General features: G+C 71.4%; 15 protein-coding genes. 7 read left to right on the top strand and 8 right to left on the bottom strand.

The features are described from left to right. From GEV10_16460 to GEV10_16440, 5 genes are all read left to right on the top strand, one after another. Positions 1 to 246: HNH endonuclease (locus GEV10_16460; GenBank protein MQA80050.1), on the top strand; the 246-nt coding region annotated here is incomplete at its 5' end. Positions 247 to 358: 112 nt separating this feature from the next. Then, positions 359 to 1,405, top strand: coding sequence for a PhnD/SsuA/transferrin family substrate-binding protein (locus tag GEV10_16455; protein ID MQA80049.1), 1,047 nt, complete (start codon positions 359 to 361; stop codon positions 1,403 to 1,405). After that, positions 1,386 to 2,201 carry an ABC transporter permease subunit gene (locus GEV10_16450; protein ID MQA80048.1) on the top strand — a complete coding sequence of 272 codons (816 nt, stop codon included), beginning with the start codon at positions 1,386 to 1,388 and terminating at the stop codon, positions 2,199 to 2,201. Before GEV10_16455 ends, GEV10_16450 begins: the two co-directional genes overlap by 20 nt. Further along, a complete protein-coding gene (locus GEV10_16445) occupies positions 2,198 to 3,001 on the top strand; it encodes an ATP-binding cassette domain-containing protein (protein ID MQA80047.1) in 804 nt (267 codons plus the stop codon). Before GEV10_16450 ends, GEV10_16445 begins: the two co-directional genes overlap by 4 nt. A 9-nt stretch (positions 3,002 to 3,010) precedes the next feature. After that, positions 3,011 to 4,063 (top strand): winged helix DNA-binding domain-containing protein, encoded by a 1,053-nt coding sequence (locus tag GEV10_16440; protein MQA80046.1) that lies wholly within the window; start codon positions 3,011 to 3,013, stop codon positions 4,061 to 4,063. Between the two features lie 71 nt (positions 4,064 to 4,134). On the opposite strand, the gene GEV10_16435 is transcribed toward GEV10_16440, so the two are convergent. From GEV10_16435 to GEV10_16400, 8 genes are all read right to left on the bottom strand, one after another. Beyond that, a complete protein-coding gene (locus GEV10_16435; GenBank protein MQA80045.1) occupies positions 4,135 to 5,325 on the bottom strand; it encodes an amidohydrolase family protein in 1,191 nt (396 codons plus the stop codon). Positions 5,326 to 5,378: 53 nt separating this feature from the next. Then, positions 5,379 to 6,329: a hypothetical protein gene (locus GEV10_16430; protein MQA80044.1), complete on the bottom strand. Its 951-nt coding sequence runs from the start codon at positions 6,327 to 6,329 to the stop codon at positions 5,379 to 5,381. 6 nt (positions 6,330 to 6,335) lie between these two features. Next, positions 6,336 to 8,021, bottom strand: a complete 1,686-nt coding sequence (locus tag GEV10_16425; GenBank protein MQA80043.1) for an ABC transporter permease subunit — start codon at positions 8,019 to 8,021, stop codon at positions 6,336 to 6,338. Further along, on the bottom strand, positions 8,002 to 9,126 hold the full coding sequence (locus tag GEV10_16420) for an extracellular solute-binding protein (protein MQA80042.1): 1,125 nt from the start codon (positions 9,124 to 9,126) through the stop codon (positions 8,002 to 8,004). Before GEV10_16420 ends, GEV10_16425 begins: the two co-directional genes overlap by 20 nt. Before the next feature lie 38 nt (positions 9,127 to 9,164). Continuing rightward, entirely contained in the window at positions 9,165 to 10,217 is a 1,053-nt protein-coding gene (locus GEV10_16415; GenBank protein MQA80041.1) for an ATP-binding cassette domain-containing protein, read from the bottom strand. Next, a complete protein-coding gene (locus tag GEV10_16410; GenBank protein ID MQA80040.1) occupies positions 10,217 to 11,521 on the bottom strand; it encodes an aminotransferase class III-fold pyridoxal phosphate-dependent enzyme in 1,305 nt (434 codons plus the stop codon). The genes GEV10_16415 and GEV10_16410 overlap by 1 nt, the downstream gene beginning before the upstream one ends. Beyond that, positions 11,522 to 12,292, bottom strand: coding sequence for a helix-turn-helix domain-containing protein (locus GEV10_16405; GenBank protein MQA80039.1), 771 nt, complete (start codon positions 12,290 to 12,292; stop codon positions 11,522 to 11,524). Between the two features lie 62 nt (positions 12,293 to 12,354). Further along, a complete protein-coding gene (locus GEV10_16400; protein ID MQA80038.1) occupies positions 12,355 to 13,242 on the bottom strand; it encodes an NAD(P)-dependent oxidoreductase in 888 nt (295 codons plus the stop codon). A 61-nt stretch (positions 13,243 to 13,303) separates the two neighbouring features. Between GEV10_16400 and GEV10_16395 the strand changes: the two genes are divergently transcribed. Both GEV10_16395 and GEV10_16390 read left to right on the top strand, forming a co-directional pair. Further along, positions 13,304 to 13,720, top strand: coding sequence for a MerR family transcriptional regulator (locus GEV10_16395; GenBank protein MQA80037.1), 417 nt, complete (start codon positions 13,304 to 13,306; stop codon positions 13,718 to 13,720). Between the two features lie 151 nt (positions 13,721 to 13,871). Next, entirely contained in the window at positions 13,872 to 15,581 is a 1,710-nt protein-coding gene (locus GEV10_16390; GenBank protein MQA80036.1) for a restriction endonuclease subunit R, read from the top strand. The last annotated feature ends 265 nt before the right edge of the window (positions 15,582 to 15,846 follow it).

The following is a 15,846-nucleotide window of genomic DNA, read 5'->3' as shown; positions in this document are numbered from 1 at the left end:
TGTGTGGTGGCCGGGTGTGACGCGCCACCGCAGTACACCCAGGCCCACCACGTCACCTGGTGGTCCCGAGGCGGCACCACCGACATCGACAACCTCGCCCTGGTCTGCACCACCCACCACACCGCCATCCACGACGGCACCATCGACCTGACCATGAGCAACGGCCGCGCGCACACCATCCCACCTCGGTGGCTCGACCCGGCACAGAGACCGAGACTGAACCGAGTCCACGACCGACCACCGTGAGGTGGCAGCACGCCGGTTTCACCGTGGGGGGCGGCGTTGCCCCCTGTGGTGACCCGGGCGCTAGCATGGCCGGGCTCGGGCGCGTCCCTCCATATGCGAGCGGTGAGCGCCGATGCCGTCGTCTAAGGAGTACGCCATGCGCCGCTCTGCCTTGCCTCGGGTTGGTCTCGTACGTGGTGTCGCCGTCGTTCTCGGCCTGACCCTCGTCCTGGCCGGCTGTGGTGGCGGCAAGGATGCCGAGACCGGTCCGATCACCTACGGCGGGTCCACGTGGCTCGGGCACTATCCGGCGATGGTCGCGGTCGAGCAGGGCTTCTTCGAGAAGGCCGGGGTCGATGTCGACTTCAAGAGCTTCGACACGTCGAGCGCGCGGATGACGGCGGTCGCGTCGGGCGACGTCGACTTCGCCTCGACCGGGGCGGTGTCCGCGCTCTCGCTGATGGCCTCGGGTGACGACTCGTTCGTGCTCATCGGCAGCCAGGACAAGTATCTGCGGCAGGAGGGGCTGGTCGCGCAGCGCTCGGTGAAGACCATGGCCGACCTGCGGGGCAAGCGCATCGGCGTGCCGTTCTCGTCGTCCAGTCACGTGATCCTGCTCGACATGCTCGACAAGGCCGGGCTCGACCCGAAGAAGGACGTCAAGCTCGTGAACATGGACGGCACGGACATGGTCCAGCCGTTCCGCTCCGGGCAGATCGACGCGGCGACCGTCTGGCAGCCGAGCTTCGCCGAGCTGCGCAAGCTGCCCGGTGCGCACGTGCTCGGCTACGACACCGACACCTCGTTCTTCAAGCAGTATGGCTTCGCGCCGGGACCCGACGTTCTCGTCATGCGCAAGGAGTTCGTCGAGGACCAGCCGGAGCGTGCGCGCAAGGTCGCCGACGCGTACTTCCAGGGACTCGACTGGTTGAAGGCCGACGCCAAGCGTGCCGTCCCCGTGCTCACCGGGTACACCAAGCTCGAGGCGAAGGAGCAGCAGGACTACCTCGCCGACGTCACCTGGCTGGGCAAGGACGATCAGGTGAAGTTCATGGCGGCCGACGGCGAGTTCGTGAAGTCACTCGACGACCTGGCCGCGCTGATGGCCAGGCACAAGCTCATCGGGCAGGCACCGAAGGTCGGCGACTGGGTCAACACCGATGTCTACTCGGGCGGCTGACCCCGCGGGCGACGAGCGGACGGCGCCCGCTCGTCGCCGTGGCGTGAGCCGGTGGCGCTGGCCGCTCGTCAGCGCGGTGTCGGCTGTCGGGTTCGTCGTCGTGTGGGCGGCCGTGACGTCGAGCGGTGTGGTGCCCAGCCTGTTCCTGCCGTCGCCGCAGCGGGTCGTGACCGCCGGTGTCGAGCTGCTCGGCAACGGCGCCCTGCTCGCGGACATCGGTGCCAGCATGCGCCGGGTGCTGGTCGGCTTCGTCGCCGCGGCCGTCGTGGGCGTCCCCGCCGGTGCGTTGCTGGCCCAGTCCCGGTGGGCAAAGGCCGTGTTCGACCCGCTCCTGTCGCTCATCCGACCGCTGCCGTCGATGGCGTGGATCCCGTTGACGCTGCTGTGGCTCGGCATCACCGAGGCGCAGAAGTACACCATCGTGTTCATGGGGACGGTCGCGCCGCTCACGCTCGCGATGTACGCGGCCGCGTCGAGCATCGACCCGGTGCTCGTCAAGGCCGCGCGCAACCTCGGTGCGTCGAAGCTCGCCGTGCTGCGACTGGTGGTGCTTCCCGGTTCGCTGCCGCACATCCTGTCGGGGCTGCGGGTGATGCTGGGCGTGTCGTGGACCTGCGTGATCTCCGCCGAGCTCGTGGCCGCCGACAAGGGCCTCGGGTTCCTCATCATGAACGCCCGCGAGTACTTCCGCACCGACCAGGTGCTCGTCGGCATGGTGCTGATCAGCATGGTGGTGCTCGCCACCGACCTCGTGTTGAACCTCGTGGAACGGAGGCTGCTGCGGTGGCGCGAGTGAGCGACGACGCCTCGGCGGTGGCCGTACGCGGACTGACCAAGACGTTCCGGAGCAACAAGCGCGAGGTCACCGTGCTCGACGGCATCGACCTCACCGTCGAGCAGGGTGAGCTCCTGGTCATCCTCGGCGCGTCCGGGTGTGGCAAGACGACCCTGCTGAACATCGTCGCCGGCTTCGAGGAGCCCACGGCGGGCACGGTCGAGGCGCTCGGCGAGCCCGTCCGCGCACCCGGCCCCGACCGCGTCATGGTGTTCCAGCAGTACGCGCTGTTCCCCTGGATGACCGTCATCGACAACGTCGCGTTCGGGCTGCGGCTCGCCGGCGTCCCCCGCGCGGAACGCCGGGAGATCGCGCGCCGCCACATCGCGATGGTGAACCTCGAGGGCTTCGAGGACGCGTACATCAAGGAGCTGTCCGGCGGGATGAAGCAGCGCATCGCCATCGCGCGCGGGCTGGCGACCGACCCGCAGGTGCTGCTGATGGACGAGCCGTTCGCCGCCGTCGACGCGATGACCCGGTCGATGCTGCAGACCGAGCTCGTCGACCTGCACACGCGCACGCACAAGACGATCCTGTTCATCACGCACTCCGTCGACGAGGCGTTGCTGCTCTCGACCCGCATCCTCGTCATGTCGTCGCGACCCGGTCGGGTGCTCGAGCTGATCGACAACCCGCTGCCGCGACCGCGCACGCAGGATCTGATGGCGAGCCAGGAGTTCCAGGAGCTACGTCGCCGGGTGTGGCATGCCGTCGAGAACGAGGTGCGGAAGACGTCGGGCCTGCCCGTCGCGTCCGAGTAGCCTGCGCGGGTGGTTGTGGGTGGCGATCGGAACGACGTGCGCCGGCGGCGAGCCGTCGCGCAGCGGCTGCACCGGCCGCCGGTCTCCGGTGTCGGTGAGCTCGTCCGCGGGCTGCTGGCCGTACAGGCACAGGACGTCCGCGCGTATCCGCACGCGTTGCGCGCCAGGGCGACCGGCCTGGCGATGGCGGACCTCGACGCCGCGCGCGAACGCGGTGAGGTCGTGGTCACCTGGCTGATGCGCGGCACCCTGCACCTCGTCAACGCCGAGGACGCCGCCTGGCTGCACGCGCTGACCGCCGGCCGGCAGGCGACGTCCGGGGAGCGGCGTCTCCGCCAGCTCGGCGTGGCCGAGGTCGCCGACCGGGCGGTGGAGGTGGTGGACGAAGCGCTCGCCGACGGTGCACCGCACACGCGGGCCGAGCTGACCGAACGGCTGGCCGGGATCGGCGTGCCGGCGCAGGGGCAGGCCGCGATCCACCTGCTCGGCCTCGCCGCACGGCGCCAGGTCTGCGTCCTCGGCCCGGCGGTCGGCGGCGAGCCGGCGTACGTGTCGTGGCGCGCGTGGCTCGGCGACGCGGACGTGCCGGTCGACGATCCGCACGCCGAGCTGGCCCGCCGCTACCTGGCCGCCCACGGTCCGGCGACCGACGCCGATCTCGCCACCTGGTCCGGGCTGCCGCTGCGCGACGTCCGTGCGGGTCTGCGGGCGATCGGCGACGAGCTGGTCTCCGAACCGGACGGGCTGCTCGCTCTGCGCGGGCCCATGCCCGACGAGTCGCCGCCGCTTCCGGCACGACTGCTGCCGGCGTTCGACCCGTACCTGCTCGGCTGGCACGACCGCACGTTCGCCGTCGATCCCGCGCACGCGACGAAGGTCGCTCCCGGCGGCGGTGTCGTCAAGGCGAGCGCCGCGGTCGACGGCCGGCTCGTGGCGACCTGGCGTACGTCACGGCAGTCCGGCGCGTTGCGGGTCACCCTGGAGCCGTTCGAACCGCTGGACGGTGACGTCGAAGCCGCGCTCGGTGAGGACGCAGCAGAGGCAGGGCGCTTCGAGAGCTGACCGGTGTCCGGGACCGGGAGCGGGCCCGTCGGGGGCACCCTCACCGTGCCCTGACACGGTGAGGGTGCCGTTCACGTGTTGCGGCGGCGGGGTGACGACTGGCAACTCAGTCCGCCTGCCAGCACCGCCACGATCTCGCTCTCCGGGTCGGCCAGGTGGGTGACGTCGGTGCTCGGGTCGTGGCGGACCAGGACGAGGTCGGCGCGTGCGCCGGGGGTCAGGGTGCCCAGCTCGCCCGCGCGGTCGAGCAGGTCTGCCGCGACGCAGGTGGCGGACCGCAGGACGTCCCACGGCTCCTGGACGGCCGCGCGGAGCGCGAACTCCTCGTTCTGCCTGCGCCGCATCGCACCGAGCAGGTCGGTGCCGAACGCGATCGAGGCGCCGGCGTCCGTCGCGAGCTGGAGGGCGTGCAGGCCGGCGTCGTGCACGTCGCGGACCTTCGCGAGGTTCTCCTCGGTGAAGCCGTCGCGGGTGCCCTCCTCGAGCAGGGCGGCGTACGTCACCAGCGTCGGCACGTAGTACGCGTCCGCGGGGGCGAACCGTGCCGCCGTCTCCTCGTCGAGCAGGTTGCCGTGCTCGATCGTGCGCACGCCCAGGGCGAGCGCGCGCGCCACCGCCGCGGCGGTGTACGCGTGTGCCGCGACGTAGATCCCCGCGCGGCGGGCCTCGTCGACGACGGCGCGGATCTCGTCGTCGCTGTACTGCAGGGCGTCGATCGGGTCGGTGGGGCTGGCGCAGCCGCCGGACACCATCACCTTGAGGTGGGTGGCGCCGCGCCTGATCTCGTCTCGTGCGGCCCTGCGCACCTCCGCGACGCCGTCGGCGATCCGGCCGATCCCCGGGTGAGCCTGACCGTCGTCCCAGGCGTATGCGCCGCGCGGCCGCAGGTCGCCGTGCCCGCCGGTCTGCGACAGCGCCTTGCCGCAGTGGAAGACGCGCGGGCCCGGCAGCAGCCCGGCGGCCACCGCCTGGCCGAGCCCGTAGTCGGCGCCGCCCGCGTCGCGCACCGTCGTGAACCCGCGCGCCAGCGTCGCCCGCATCTCCGCGGCCGCCGACAGCGCGACGTACGACGGGGAGCTCTGGGTGAGCTCGTACTCGTCGGCGGTGACGGCCGTGAGGTGGACGTGGCAGTCGATCAGGCCCGGTAGCGCGTACAGGTCGCTGCCGTCGACGTCGCCGTCACGCTGCGGCGAGCCATCGTCCGCCTCGACGGACACGATCCGGCCGTCCTCGATCCGGATCCTGCGGTCCGCGGTGACCATACGGTCGCGCGGCTCGACGACGGAGACGTGCCGGATGTCGAGGACGCGCTTGCTCACGAGGGGAGGTCCTGCCTTCTCGTCGCGCCGTCGGCCACCATGAAACCGTAGTCGCCCGGCCAGACGCGGGTGAACGGCTCCCTGGTGAGTACGAGCACCGTCGGCTGGTACGGCGCGGTGATCGTCTCGAGCGTCTCGAAGGTGTGCGGGTCGACGACGCGTCCGAGCACGGTGTCCTTGTCGATCTCGTCGAGCAGTGACGTGGTGGGGAACTCCGAGAGTAGCGCGCCGCCGACCGTCGGGCGCAGCACCGACAGGGTGGTCACGACGTACTGGTCCGCGGGTGGCGGGGTCGGCTCGCCGGTCAGCATCCCCAGTGTCCGCAAGACGTTCAGGCCGCCGGCGACGCCGCGGTCGAGGTACGCGCCCGTCCGTTGGCCGCCGCCGCCGAGCTCGCTGACCATGCACGCGATGCCGTTCTCCAGCGCCCATCCCGTGGCCGAGCCCTCGTACGCCTCGTGGTGGTAGAGCAGTGTGCACCCGTACGCCCGTGACATCTCCGCACCGGCGCGGTGGATGTACGCGTACTCCACCGTCGGGTGGGTGCCGCCGGAGTGGAAGTCGATGAAGTGGTCGGCGCCGTCGAGGATCTCGATGAGCACCGCGGCGAGCTGCTCGGTCAGTGATCCGCGCCTGTCGCCGGGGAAGATCCGGTTGAGGTTGAGGCCGTCCTGTGGCGTGTGTCGCGTGCCGGATTCGTAGGAGTACGGGTTGGCGACCGGTACGGCGGTGACCGTGCCCGAGAGCTGCTCGGGGTCGATGCTCTCGACCAGGCGGCGCACCGTCTCCGAGCCCATCGGCTCGTCGCCGTGGATGCCGCCGAAGAGCACCATGCGGGGACCTGGCCGCGCGCCTTTGATCGTGTGGACGGCGAGGCTCAGGTGGTGGCCGTTGCCGAGGGTCGTCACCGGTACCTGCCGAAGTTCACGTCCTGGTGTGGAAGCCACGATGGCTCAGTCCTTCCTGTTGACGAGTGTGGTCAGCGCGCCGGAACGGGCGAGCAGCGCGGCGACGACGGCGGCGCCGAGCACGGCCGCGGCGATGAGGATGGCCGACAGCGCCGCGAGCGTGGGGTCCTGGTACTTCTGCATGTACGTGAACATCCAGACCGGCACGGTGGTCTGGTCGGGCGTCAGCAGGAACACGGTCATGTCGACCTCGTCGAAGCTGATGATGAACGCGAACAGCGCCGCCGCGACCACCGCGGAGCGCACCTGCGGCAGCGTCGCGAGCAGGAACGCCCGCAGCGGACGGGCACCGAGGTCCGCGGCCGCCTCGTCGAGCGTCGCGTCGGCGCGCACCAGCGCCGCCGTCATCACGATCACCACGAACGGCAGCGTGATGACGACGTGGGTGAGCACCAGCCCCGCGACGCCGCCGAACAGCCCGATCCGGTGCAGGAAGATGAACCCGGCGAAGCCGAACGCGACCTTGGGCACGACCGTCGGCGACAGGCTGAACGACTCCACCAGCCGCGAGCCGGGCGCCCGGTGACGCACCAGCGCCAGCGCCGTCGCCGTCCCGAGGGCGGTCGCCAGGATCGTCGCGGGCACCGCGACCTGCAGGCTCAGCACCGTCGCCGCGCCGAGTCCGTCCTGGGCGAGCAGGTTCGCGTACCAGCGCGTCGACCATCCCGGTGGCGGCCAGGCGCCGTACGCGACCGACGAGAACGAGTTCACGACGATCACCACGAGGGGTGCGAGCACGAACACGAAGACGGCGACCAGCCAGGCCGTCCAGCCCGGCCCTGCACGATGCGTCGACGCGGACGCCGTCACGCCGCCGCTGCTGCGCCTGATCCTGCGTTGCATCGCGCTGAACACGGCGAGCGCGACCACCGCGATCGCGAGCAACGTGTACGACGTCACCGCGGCCATCGCCCAGTCGACGTTGTTGACGTCGTCGTAGACCGAGGTCGCGAGCACGCGCACGCGCCCGCCGCCGAGGAGCGCGGGGGTGGCGAAGGAACTGATCGACAGCGCGAAGACGAGCTGACCGCCGGCGATCACGCCGGGCAGGGTCAGCGGCACGCTCACCCGCCGGAACCGCGTGAACGCGCCCGCGCCGAGGTCGCCGGCCGCGTCGCCGAGGGCGGGGTCGAGCTGGCGCAGCGAGCTGAGGACGGGGAAGACCATGAACGGCAGCAGGATGTGCACGAGCGCGAGCACGACGGACGTCTGCGTGTAGAGCAGCGGCACCTGGCCGAGGCCGAGCGCGGCGAGCACGGTGTTCACGAGCCCGCTGTCGCCGAGGATGAGCTCCCAGCCGTACGTGCGGGCAATCACGCTGGTGAGCAGCGGCGCGAAGACGACGAACAGGCCGACGTACCGCAATGTGCCCGACCGGATGCGGTGCAGGGCGTACGCCGTCGGCCACCCGACGAGCGCGGTGACGGCCGTGACGACGAGGCCGAGCTCGACGGTCTGGCCGACCACCTGCCAGCGGTACCCGGTGGTGAGGAACTCGGCCCACGTCGCCACGGTGCCGCCGACGTCGGAGCCGTCCGGGAGGGTGCGGTGGAAGCTGTACTCCAGCAGGGTGAGCATGCCGCCCACGAACACGGCGAGCAGCAGCACCACCGTCGGGGCGGCGAGCAGGTAGCCGGTGCGGGTGTGGCGGTCAGATGCGAGACGTGACATCGCGTTCCCACTGCTGCTGCCAGTCGGCAACGTGACGCCCGACGACGTCGAAGTCGATGTCGATGAACCCGTCGCGTGTCTTCTCGCTGAAGGCGGGCAGCCCGCGGAGGCTCTCCGGCAGCTTCGCCTTGCTGTTGGCGGGCGTCTCGACGCTGACCTCGGCCCAGCGGCTGCACCACTTCGGCGAGATCATCTGGTCGATCATGTCGTGCGCGACCTCGAGCTGGTCCTGGCTCGAGTCCTTCACGGCCTGCAGGTACACAGGTTGCTGGATCGCGCCCTCGTCGGGGACGACGTAGGTCAGCGGCGCGCCCGACCTGATCCACTGCTGCGAGGTGCCGGCGAAGTACGAGGTCAGCGGCGCGGTGCCGTTGCTCAGCACGTTGAGGTACTGCGGGTTCGACTCCACCATCAGCCGGATCTGCTTCGCGTTCTTGCGCCAGATGTCCCAGCCGGGAGCAATGTCCTTCTCGCTGCCGCCGTTCAGGCGTGCGGCCATGACGAGCGCGTACCAGGGTCCCTTGAACAGGCACAGCTTGCCGCGGTACGTGTCGTCCCACAGCGCCTTCCACGACGTCGGCCCGTCGGTGATCTTCTCCTTGTTGTAGACGAGGCCGTACTGGTCGGTGCCGATCCCGATGCCGTACCCGTCCTCGCGCTGCATCGACTCGTAGATCTCCTCGGCGTGGGTCAGCGCACCGTAGTCGAGCTTCTCCCACATGTCGTCGTCGACTCCCTGCACGGTCGTCGTCGGGTTGAAGAAGCCGAGGTTCACCAGCGGGGACTCGGGGTCGGCCTTGCGCTGCGCGAGCATCTTCGTGTAGCCGACGGTGTTGGACTGCTCGTAGATCGCGATCTCCACGTTGCGGTGCTTGCGCTGGTACTCCTCCGCGAACTCCTTCGGCATCTTCGCGAGGTCGCCACCGAGGAACGCGAACAGCGTGACCTTGAGCTTGCCCTTGCTGCCGCTCGACGAGCCGCCCTGCGACGGTTCGATGCCGCTGCAGGCGCTGCCGAACGCGGCGGTTCCGGCGAGGGCGGCGCCGGCCTTGAAGAGACCCCGGCGGGAGGTTCGGTGGTCGAGAACGTTCTTGTCGGCTGCCATGACATGTCTCCTTGGCGGTGGTTCTCGGGGTTCGGGAGTCAGGCGTCGAGTACCGCGGTCACATGGCTCTGCCAGCCGGCTTCGACGCGTTGTCCGGGCGTGGGATGGAAGGCGGCGTCCGCCGACAGCTCCGAGCTGATCCGCGGCCCGGCGTCGAGCTGGATGGTGTAGCGCACGACGGACCCCTGGAACACGACGTCTCCGACGACGCCGGTGAAGCGGTTGTCGTAGCCGTCACGCAGTTCCTCGGCGATGGCCACGTGCTCGGGACGTACGCTCGCGATCCTGCCGGGGGTGGGCAGGGTGACGGTGATCCCGCCGGACTCCAGGGTCTCGCCCACGTCGGGGCCCTCGAAGAGGTTGGTGTCACCGAGGAACGTCGCGGTGAAGCGGGTGCGCGGCGACCGGTACAGCTCGCGCGGCGGACCGACCTGCTCGACCCGGCCGGCGTTCATGACGGCGATGCGGTCGGACATCGCGAACGCCTCGCCCTGGTCGTGGGTGACGTAGACGAAGGTGGTGCCCGAGTCCTGCTGGATGCGCTTCAATGCGGCCTGCATCTGGATGCGGAGGTTGAGGTCGAGGGAGCTGAGGGGCTCGTCGAGCAGGAGCAGCGCCGGCTCGTTCGCGAGAGCCCGCGCGATCGCGACGCGCTGCTGCTGCCCGCCGGACAGCTGGTCGGGGTAGCGGTCGCCGTAGCCGGCGAGGTCGACGAGCTTCAGCATCTCGGTGACCTTCGCCGCGACGTCACGACGTCCGCCGCGTCGCAGGGACGGCCCGAACGCGATGTTCTTCGCGACCGTCAGGTGCGGGAACAGCGCGAGGCGCTGGAAGACGAGGTTCGTCGGGCGGCGGTGCGGAGGCACGCGTTCCATAGCCACGCCGCGGATCAGGACGGTACCGGCGCTCGGCCGTTCGAGCCCGGCGAGGATGCGGAGCAGGGTGGTCTTGCCGCATCCGGACGGGCCGAGCAGCGAGAAGAACTCGCCGCGCCCGACGGTGAGGTCGACCCCGTCGACCGCGACGACACCACCGGGGAACTCCTTGCGGATGTCGCGCAGCTCGGCGTCGGGGAGCGTCTCGGTGGGCATCATGAGTCGTCCATTCGAGCGAAGGCCTTGTCCGCGACCTCGACCAGCCGGTCGACGTCGGACACGGTGTGCGCCGTCGAGAGGGCCGCGTGGAGCAGCGGCTTGCCGGGCAGGACCATGTGCTCGTCCGCCGCGACCTCCCGCAGCAGCCGGTAGCGCGTCGCGTTGGTCGTCGCGGCGGACCGGTAGTCGGTGACCTCACCGTCGAGGAAGTACGGCTGGAAGTGCCCGCCCGCACCGGCGATCCTGGCGACGATGCCGTACCGCTGCGACAGCTCGGCGAAGCCGTCGCGCAGGCGCCCGGTCAGGTCGTCGAGTCGTCGCTGCGCCGACCCGTCGGCGAGGCGTGGCAGGGTCGCGGCAGCGGCGGCGACCGCCACCCCGTGGCCGTTGTACGTACCGACCCAGCCCACCGGGCCCGAGCGGGCCGGGTTGGTGAGCTCCATCAGCTCCCGGCTGCCCTCGACCGCGGCGAGCGGGTAGCCGTTGGCGAGCGCCTTGCCGTAGCAGGTGAGGTCGGGCTGCACGCCGTACGTCTCGCGGGCGCCGCCGGGGGCGAGGCGGAACCCGGTGAGCAACTCGTCGAAGACCAGCACGACGCCGAGTTCGGCCGTCAGTGCGCGGACGCCGTCGAGGTACGCCTGCGTGGCCGGCACGAACCCGATGTCGATGAGCACCGGTTCGAGCACCACGGCGGCCAGCTCGCCGGCGTGGGCACGCAGCAGCCGCTCGGTGGCCGGCAGGTCGTTGAACGGCAGCACCAGGGTCTGCTCGTCGGAGAGCCCGCCGGACGAGGGCGGCGCGTGCGGCGCGTCGGCAGGACCGCGTTCGTGGTCGCCCGGCCACGTCGACACCCACAGCGCGTCGGACCAGCCGTGGTACGCACCCTCGGCCTTCGCCACGCGCCGCCGTCCGGTGGCGTGCCTGGCGATCCGCAGCGCGTGCAGCAGTGCCTCGGTGCCGGTGTTGGCGAGCCTCACCTGGCCGAAGTCGGGGATGATCGCGGCGAGCTGCTCGGCGACGCGCACGGCGGCCTCGGTCTCCATGCCGGTGGTGAGCCCGGCGCGGACGGCGGCCGCGACCGTGTCGTCGACCTCGTGGTCGCTGTGGCCGAGCATGATCGCGCCGTTGCCCATGGTGTAGTCGAGGTACCGCTCGCCGTCGACGTCCCAGAGGTGGGCGCCGGACGCGCGGGCGTAGAACGTCGGGTGGGGTGCCTCGTACCTGGTGTTCGAGTGCACTCCTCCCGGCACGTGCGCAGCGGCGCGTGCGTGGAGTTGGGCGGACCGTGACGACTCCGGCATTCAGTGACTCCTCGGGGAGAAGGACAGGGCGTCGACACGGTCGAGGAGGGCGGGCACCACGTCCGCGGCCGCGTCGAGGGTGAACCGGGCTGCCGGCCCGGCGATGGAGAGGCCGCCGACGGCGCGTCCGGCGTGGTCCCTGATCGCCGCGGCCCGGCAGCGCAGGCCGACGGTGTAGGTCTCCTCGTCGACGGCGAATCCCTCGGCATGTGCGTCGGCCAGCTCGCCGGCGAGGCCGGCGAGGATCGTGGACGCGTCGTCTCCGGCGGCCGTGCGTACCAGCCGGACGCGACGCTCCTCCGGCAATCCGGCGAGGATCGCCTTGCCGAGTGCGGACGTGTGCGGCGTGATGATGTCGCCGACGCGCGCGACGGCGCGCAGCGACTGCTGCGACTCGGTTCGCGCCACGAGCACGATGGAGTCGCCGATCAGCAGGCCCGCGCTCACGCTCTCGCCGCTGCCGGCCGACAGGGCACGGGTTGCGGCGACGAGGCGGTCGGTGTCGTGGAACTGGTCGAGCACCCGGAGCGCCACGTGGGTCAGCCGCGGGCCCGCGGTGTACCTGCCGCCGTCTCCCTGGAGCAGGAAGCCCTTCTCGGTCAGCAGCGCGACGAGCCGCGACGTCGTGGACAGCGGGGTGCCGGCCGCCTCGGCGATCTCGGACAGGTTCGGCGCGTCGGGTGCCGTGATCGTCGCGTCGAGCACGTCCAGCAGGCGACCCATGTAGCTCGCCTGTGGTCTTCCACTGACTGGAATCGAGATCTCAGTCATCGGCAGAGACTAGGTCGCCCCGTTCGGCCTGTCAACGGGTCGGACGCCGGCGTGCGGAGACCTCAGGACGCCGGGCGGCGCAGCTCCTGGACGACGCGGGAGAAGCCGTCCCGGCCGTGCCCGCTGTCGATGGCGCGTGGGGCCAGTCCCCGGACGAGCGCAGGCAGGGCGGGATCCACGCCCCGCGCCTCGCTGGCGTGCACGATGTGGTCGAGTCCGGCACGGTCCATCTCGAGGTTGTCGTCGTCGCCCGGGTGGCGGGCGCTGTCCACGTCGTGAGCGAGTCCCCTGAGGGTCTCGGGCAGGATCGCGACGACGTCCTCGGCGTAGGGGAGGAACTCCTTCGCCGGTACTCCGTCGGCGGCGACCAACGCCGCGGCATGCAGGAAGGCGGTCATGCCGGCGAAGAACAGGTCCAGCATCCCGATCTCGTACAGCGACGCAAGCCCCGGATCGGCGCCGAGGTGCTCCGAGCGGCCGCCGAGTGCCGCCAGGGTCGTGCGATGCGTGTCGTACAGGTGGCGGTCGCCGCTGTAGATCAGCAGCGACTCGGGGCGGCCGACCAGCGGCGTGGGCACCATGATCGCCCCGTCGAGGTAGTCGACCTGCAGTTCCGCGGCCCGGCGGGCCGTCTCCCTGGCGTCCTCGGGAGTCGACGAGGTCAGGTTCACGACGGTACGCCCGGTCAACCGGTCGCCGGCGGCGTCGAGGAGCTCGTGGACCGCCCGGTGGTCCAGGACGCAGATCACCACGAGCGGGCCGGCGCTCGCCGCGGCCGGCAGGTTCTCGGCGCGTACGGCGCCTGCTGTCACGAGGGCGTCGGCCCGGCCGGGTGTGCGGTTCCACACGGTCGTCGGGTGCCCGGTGGCCAGGAACGCGCGCGCCAGCGCCGTGCCCATCGCGCCGAGTCCGAGGACGGTGACGGGGGTCTTGCTGTCTCGATCGGTCATACCGTCACGCTAGAGTCTGACATCGATGTGAGAGTCAAGGACCGATTTTCGGAGGGCACACGTGCGCATCGGCGAGCTGCAGCAACGCACCGGCGTCAGCCAACGGATGCTGCGGTACTACGAGGACCAGGGTCTGCTCGAGCCGGCTCGCCGCCCGTCCGGCTACCGCGACTACGGCGACACGGACGTCGCGCGCGTCGGGCACGTCCGCACCCTGCTCGACGCAGGGCTGTCGACCGCCACGATCGCCGAGCTGCTGCCATGCATGAGCGCCGAGGGCGCTCGGCTCGTCGCCGACTGCCCCGAGCTCCTCGTCGACCTGCGGCGCGAACGCGACCGGCTCACCGGCGCCATCGGTGAGCTGGAGCGTGCGCGCGACGCCCTCGACGCGGTCATCACGACTGCGGTACCCGACACCGAACGGGCCGCCTCCGACCTGGTCAGCGGTGCCGCCACGAGGTGCGACTCCGCCGCCTGACGCCAGGCGCCCGCGCGCCGCCGGCGAGGGCGTCGGGATCGTCACATCGCTTCCTCGCGACGCGCCGCGGGCACCGCGTGAGGGTGTCCGACGGAGCGCCTAGGCTCGTGCTCCGTGCCCTGCCGCCGACCAGTGAAGGACCGCGTCGAACGTGCTCGAGACCAGCAACGCCCTTGAGCTCACCGACGCCCGTCCCCTCCGTCACTGGCAGAGTGCCGCCCTTTCCGCGTACGAGCAGACCACGTCCGAGCAGGGTGCCGGCAAGGACTTCCTGGTCACGGCGACGCCGGGCGCCGGCAAGACGACGTTCGCGCTGACGCTCGCCGTGCGGATGCTCGGCTCGCGACAGGTCGACCGGCTCATCGTGGTCTGCCCGACCGACCACCTGCGCACCCAGTGGGCAGACGCCGCTGGCCGCGCCGGCATCGTGCTCGACCCGACGCTGAGCAACGCGGTCGGGCCCGTGCGCGGTGATGCAGACGGCTACGTCACGACGTACGCGCAGGTGGCGGCGGCGCCGATGCTGCACCGCGCGCGCACCGACAACAAGCGCACCCTCGTCGTGCTCGACGAGATCCACCACGCCGGCGACGGGCTGTCGTGGGGCGACGCGGTCGCTGAGGCGTTCGATCCCGCGCGACGGCGGCTCGCGCTCACGGGCACCCCCTTTCGCACCCGTCCCGACGAGCGCATCCCGTTCGTCCGCTACGAGGACGACGGCGAAGGCGGGCTGGCCAGCGTCGCCGACTTCACCTACGGCTATCGCGAGGCGCTCGCCGACGGCGTCGTGCGGCCGGTGGTGTTCGCCGCGTACACCGGGGTGTCGCGGTGGCGCAACAGCGCGGGCGAGGTGGTCGCGGCCTCGCTCAGCGAGGCCGGCACCCGGCAGACCGAGGAGGCGGCGTGGCGCACCGCGCTCGACCCGAAGGGTCGGTGGGTGCCGCACGTGATCGCGGCGATGGACGACCGGATCGGCCAGCTCCGCGAGCACGGCATGCCCGACGCCGCCGGCCTGGTGCTCGCGTCCGACCAGGAGTCGGCGCGCGCGTACGCCGCCATCGTCGAGCGTGTCACCGGCGAGAAGCCCGAGCTCATCCTGTCCGAGGACACCAAGGCCAACGGGCGTATCCGCGACTTCACCACCAGCACGAAGCGCATCGCGGTGTGCGTGCGGATGATCAGCGAGGGCGTCGACGTCCCGCGGGCCGCCTGCCTGGCTTGGTTGACGTCGTACCGCACGCCGCTCTTCTTCGCCCAGGCCGTCGGCCGCGTCGTGCGCAACCGCAGGCCGGGCGAGAGCGCGACGGTGTTCCTCCCCGCCGTCCGGCCGCTGCTCGCCCTCGCCGCCGAGTTAGAGAACGAGCGCAACCACGTCCTCCCGCCGCCCGAGCCGGGCAGCGACGACCTCGACCCACTGCCGCCGCCGGAGCGCACGGGCGAGAACGGCACCCACGAGTCCCTCGAGGCCGAGGCCGAGTTCGCCCACGTCCTGCACGGCGGCCGGGCCGTGATGGCTCAGCTCCCCGACCTCACCGAGGACGACGAGGAGTTCCTCGGCCTGCCCGGCCTGCTCTCGCCCGAGCAGACCGCGGTGCTGCTGTCCCGGCGCGACCAGGAGATCCGCAAGCGCACCGGCACGCGGCTCGAGGAGGCGCGGGAGCCCGAGGTCGCCGACTGGGAGAAGACCGCGAACCTGCGCCGCGAGGTCAACGCCCTCGTCGCCCAGGTCGCGGCCCGCACCGGCGACACCCACGCCGCGGTGCACGTCGCGCTCCGCAAGGCCGTGCCGGGCCCCTCGTCGGCGACGGCGTCCCTGAAGCTCCTGACCGACCGCCGCGACCACTTGCTCGCCGAGCTCTGACCCCTCACGTCCCGTTCGGACGTCTGCTGGTCACCCCGAACCCGCTGCACTTCACTGGGCGCGTCCTGTTGATTCGTCTTGGGTGACCGATTTGCGAGCGGACGCGCCCAGTGGAGTGGTGGTGTCAAGTTGGTGTTGCCTCACTTCAGTCTGTCCGCGACCTGCTTCGGGGACCACCCGAGCCGGGCCATCCATGCGACCACCACGGCCCACACCACACTGCCCGGCGTCAGCTTCCTACCCCCTCGTACGGATCCAGACAACC

This window comes from Streptosporangiales bacterium (assembly GCA_009379955.1).
Classification (GTDB): Bacteria; Actinomycetota; Actinomycetes; order Streptosporangiales; family WHST01; genus WHST01.
Note: the sequence above shows the minus strand (reverse complement) of the source record. Positions and strands in the feature narration are given on the sequence as shown.

Coding starts and splice junctions, on each gene's coding strand:
- GEV10_16415 (MQA80041.1), bottom strand. CDS start 10,217: ATGCCCACCGAGACGCTCCCCGACGCCGAGCTGCGCGACATCCGCAAG.
- GEV10_16400 (MQA80038.1), bottom strand. CDS start 13,242: ATGACCGATCGAGACAGCAAGACCCCCGTCACCGTCCTCGGACTCGGC.
- GEV10_16435 (MQA80045.1), bottom strand. CDS start 5,325: ATGGTCACCGCGGACCGCAGGATCCGGATCGAGGACGGCCGGATCGTG.
- GEV10_16420 (MQA80042.1), bottom strand. CDS start 9,126: ATGGCAGCCGACAAGAACGTTCTCGACCACCGAACCTCCCGCCGGGGT.
- GEV10_16450 (MQA80048.1), top strand. CDS start 1,386: ATGTCTACTCGGGCGGCTGACCCCGCGGGCGACGAGCGGACGGCGCCC.
- GEV10_16405 (MQA80039.1), bottom strand. CDS start 12,292: ATGACTGAGATCTCGATTCCAGTCAGTGGAAGACCACAGGCGAGCTAC.
- GEV10_16425 (MQA80043.1), bottom strand. CDS start 8,021: ATGTCACGTCTCGCATCTGACCGCCACACCCGCACCGGCTACCTGCTC.
- GEV10_16410 (MQA80040.1), bottom strand. CDS start 11,521: ATGCCGGAGTCGTCACGGTCCGCCCAACTCCACGCACGCGCCGCTGCG.
- GEV10_16455 (MQA80049.1), top strand. CDS start 359: ATGCCGTCGTCTAAGGAGTACGCCATGCGCCGCTCTGCCTTGCCTCGG.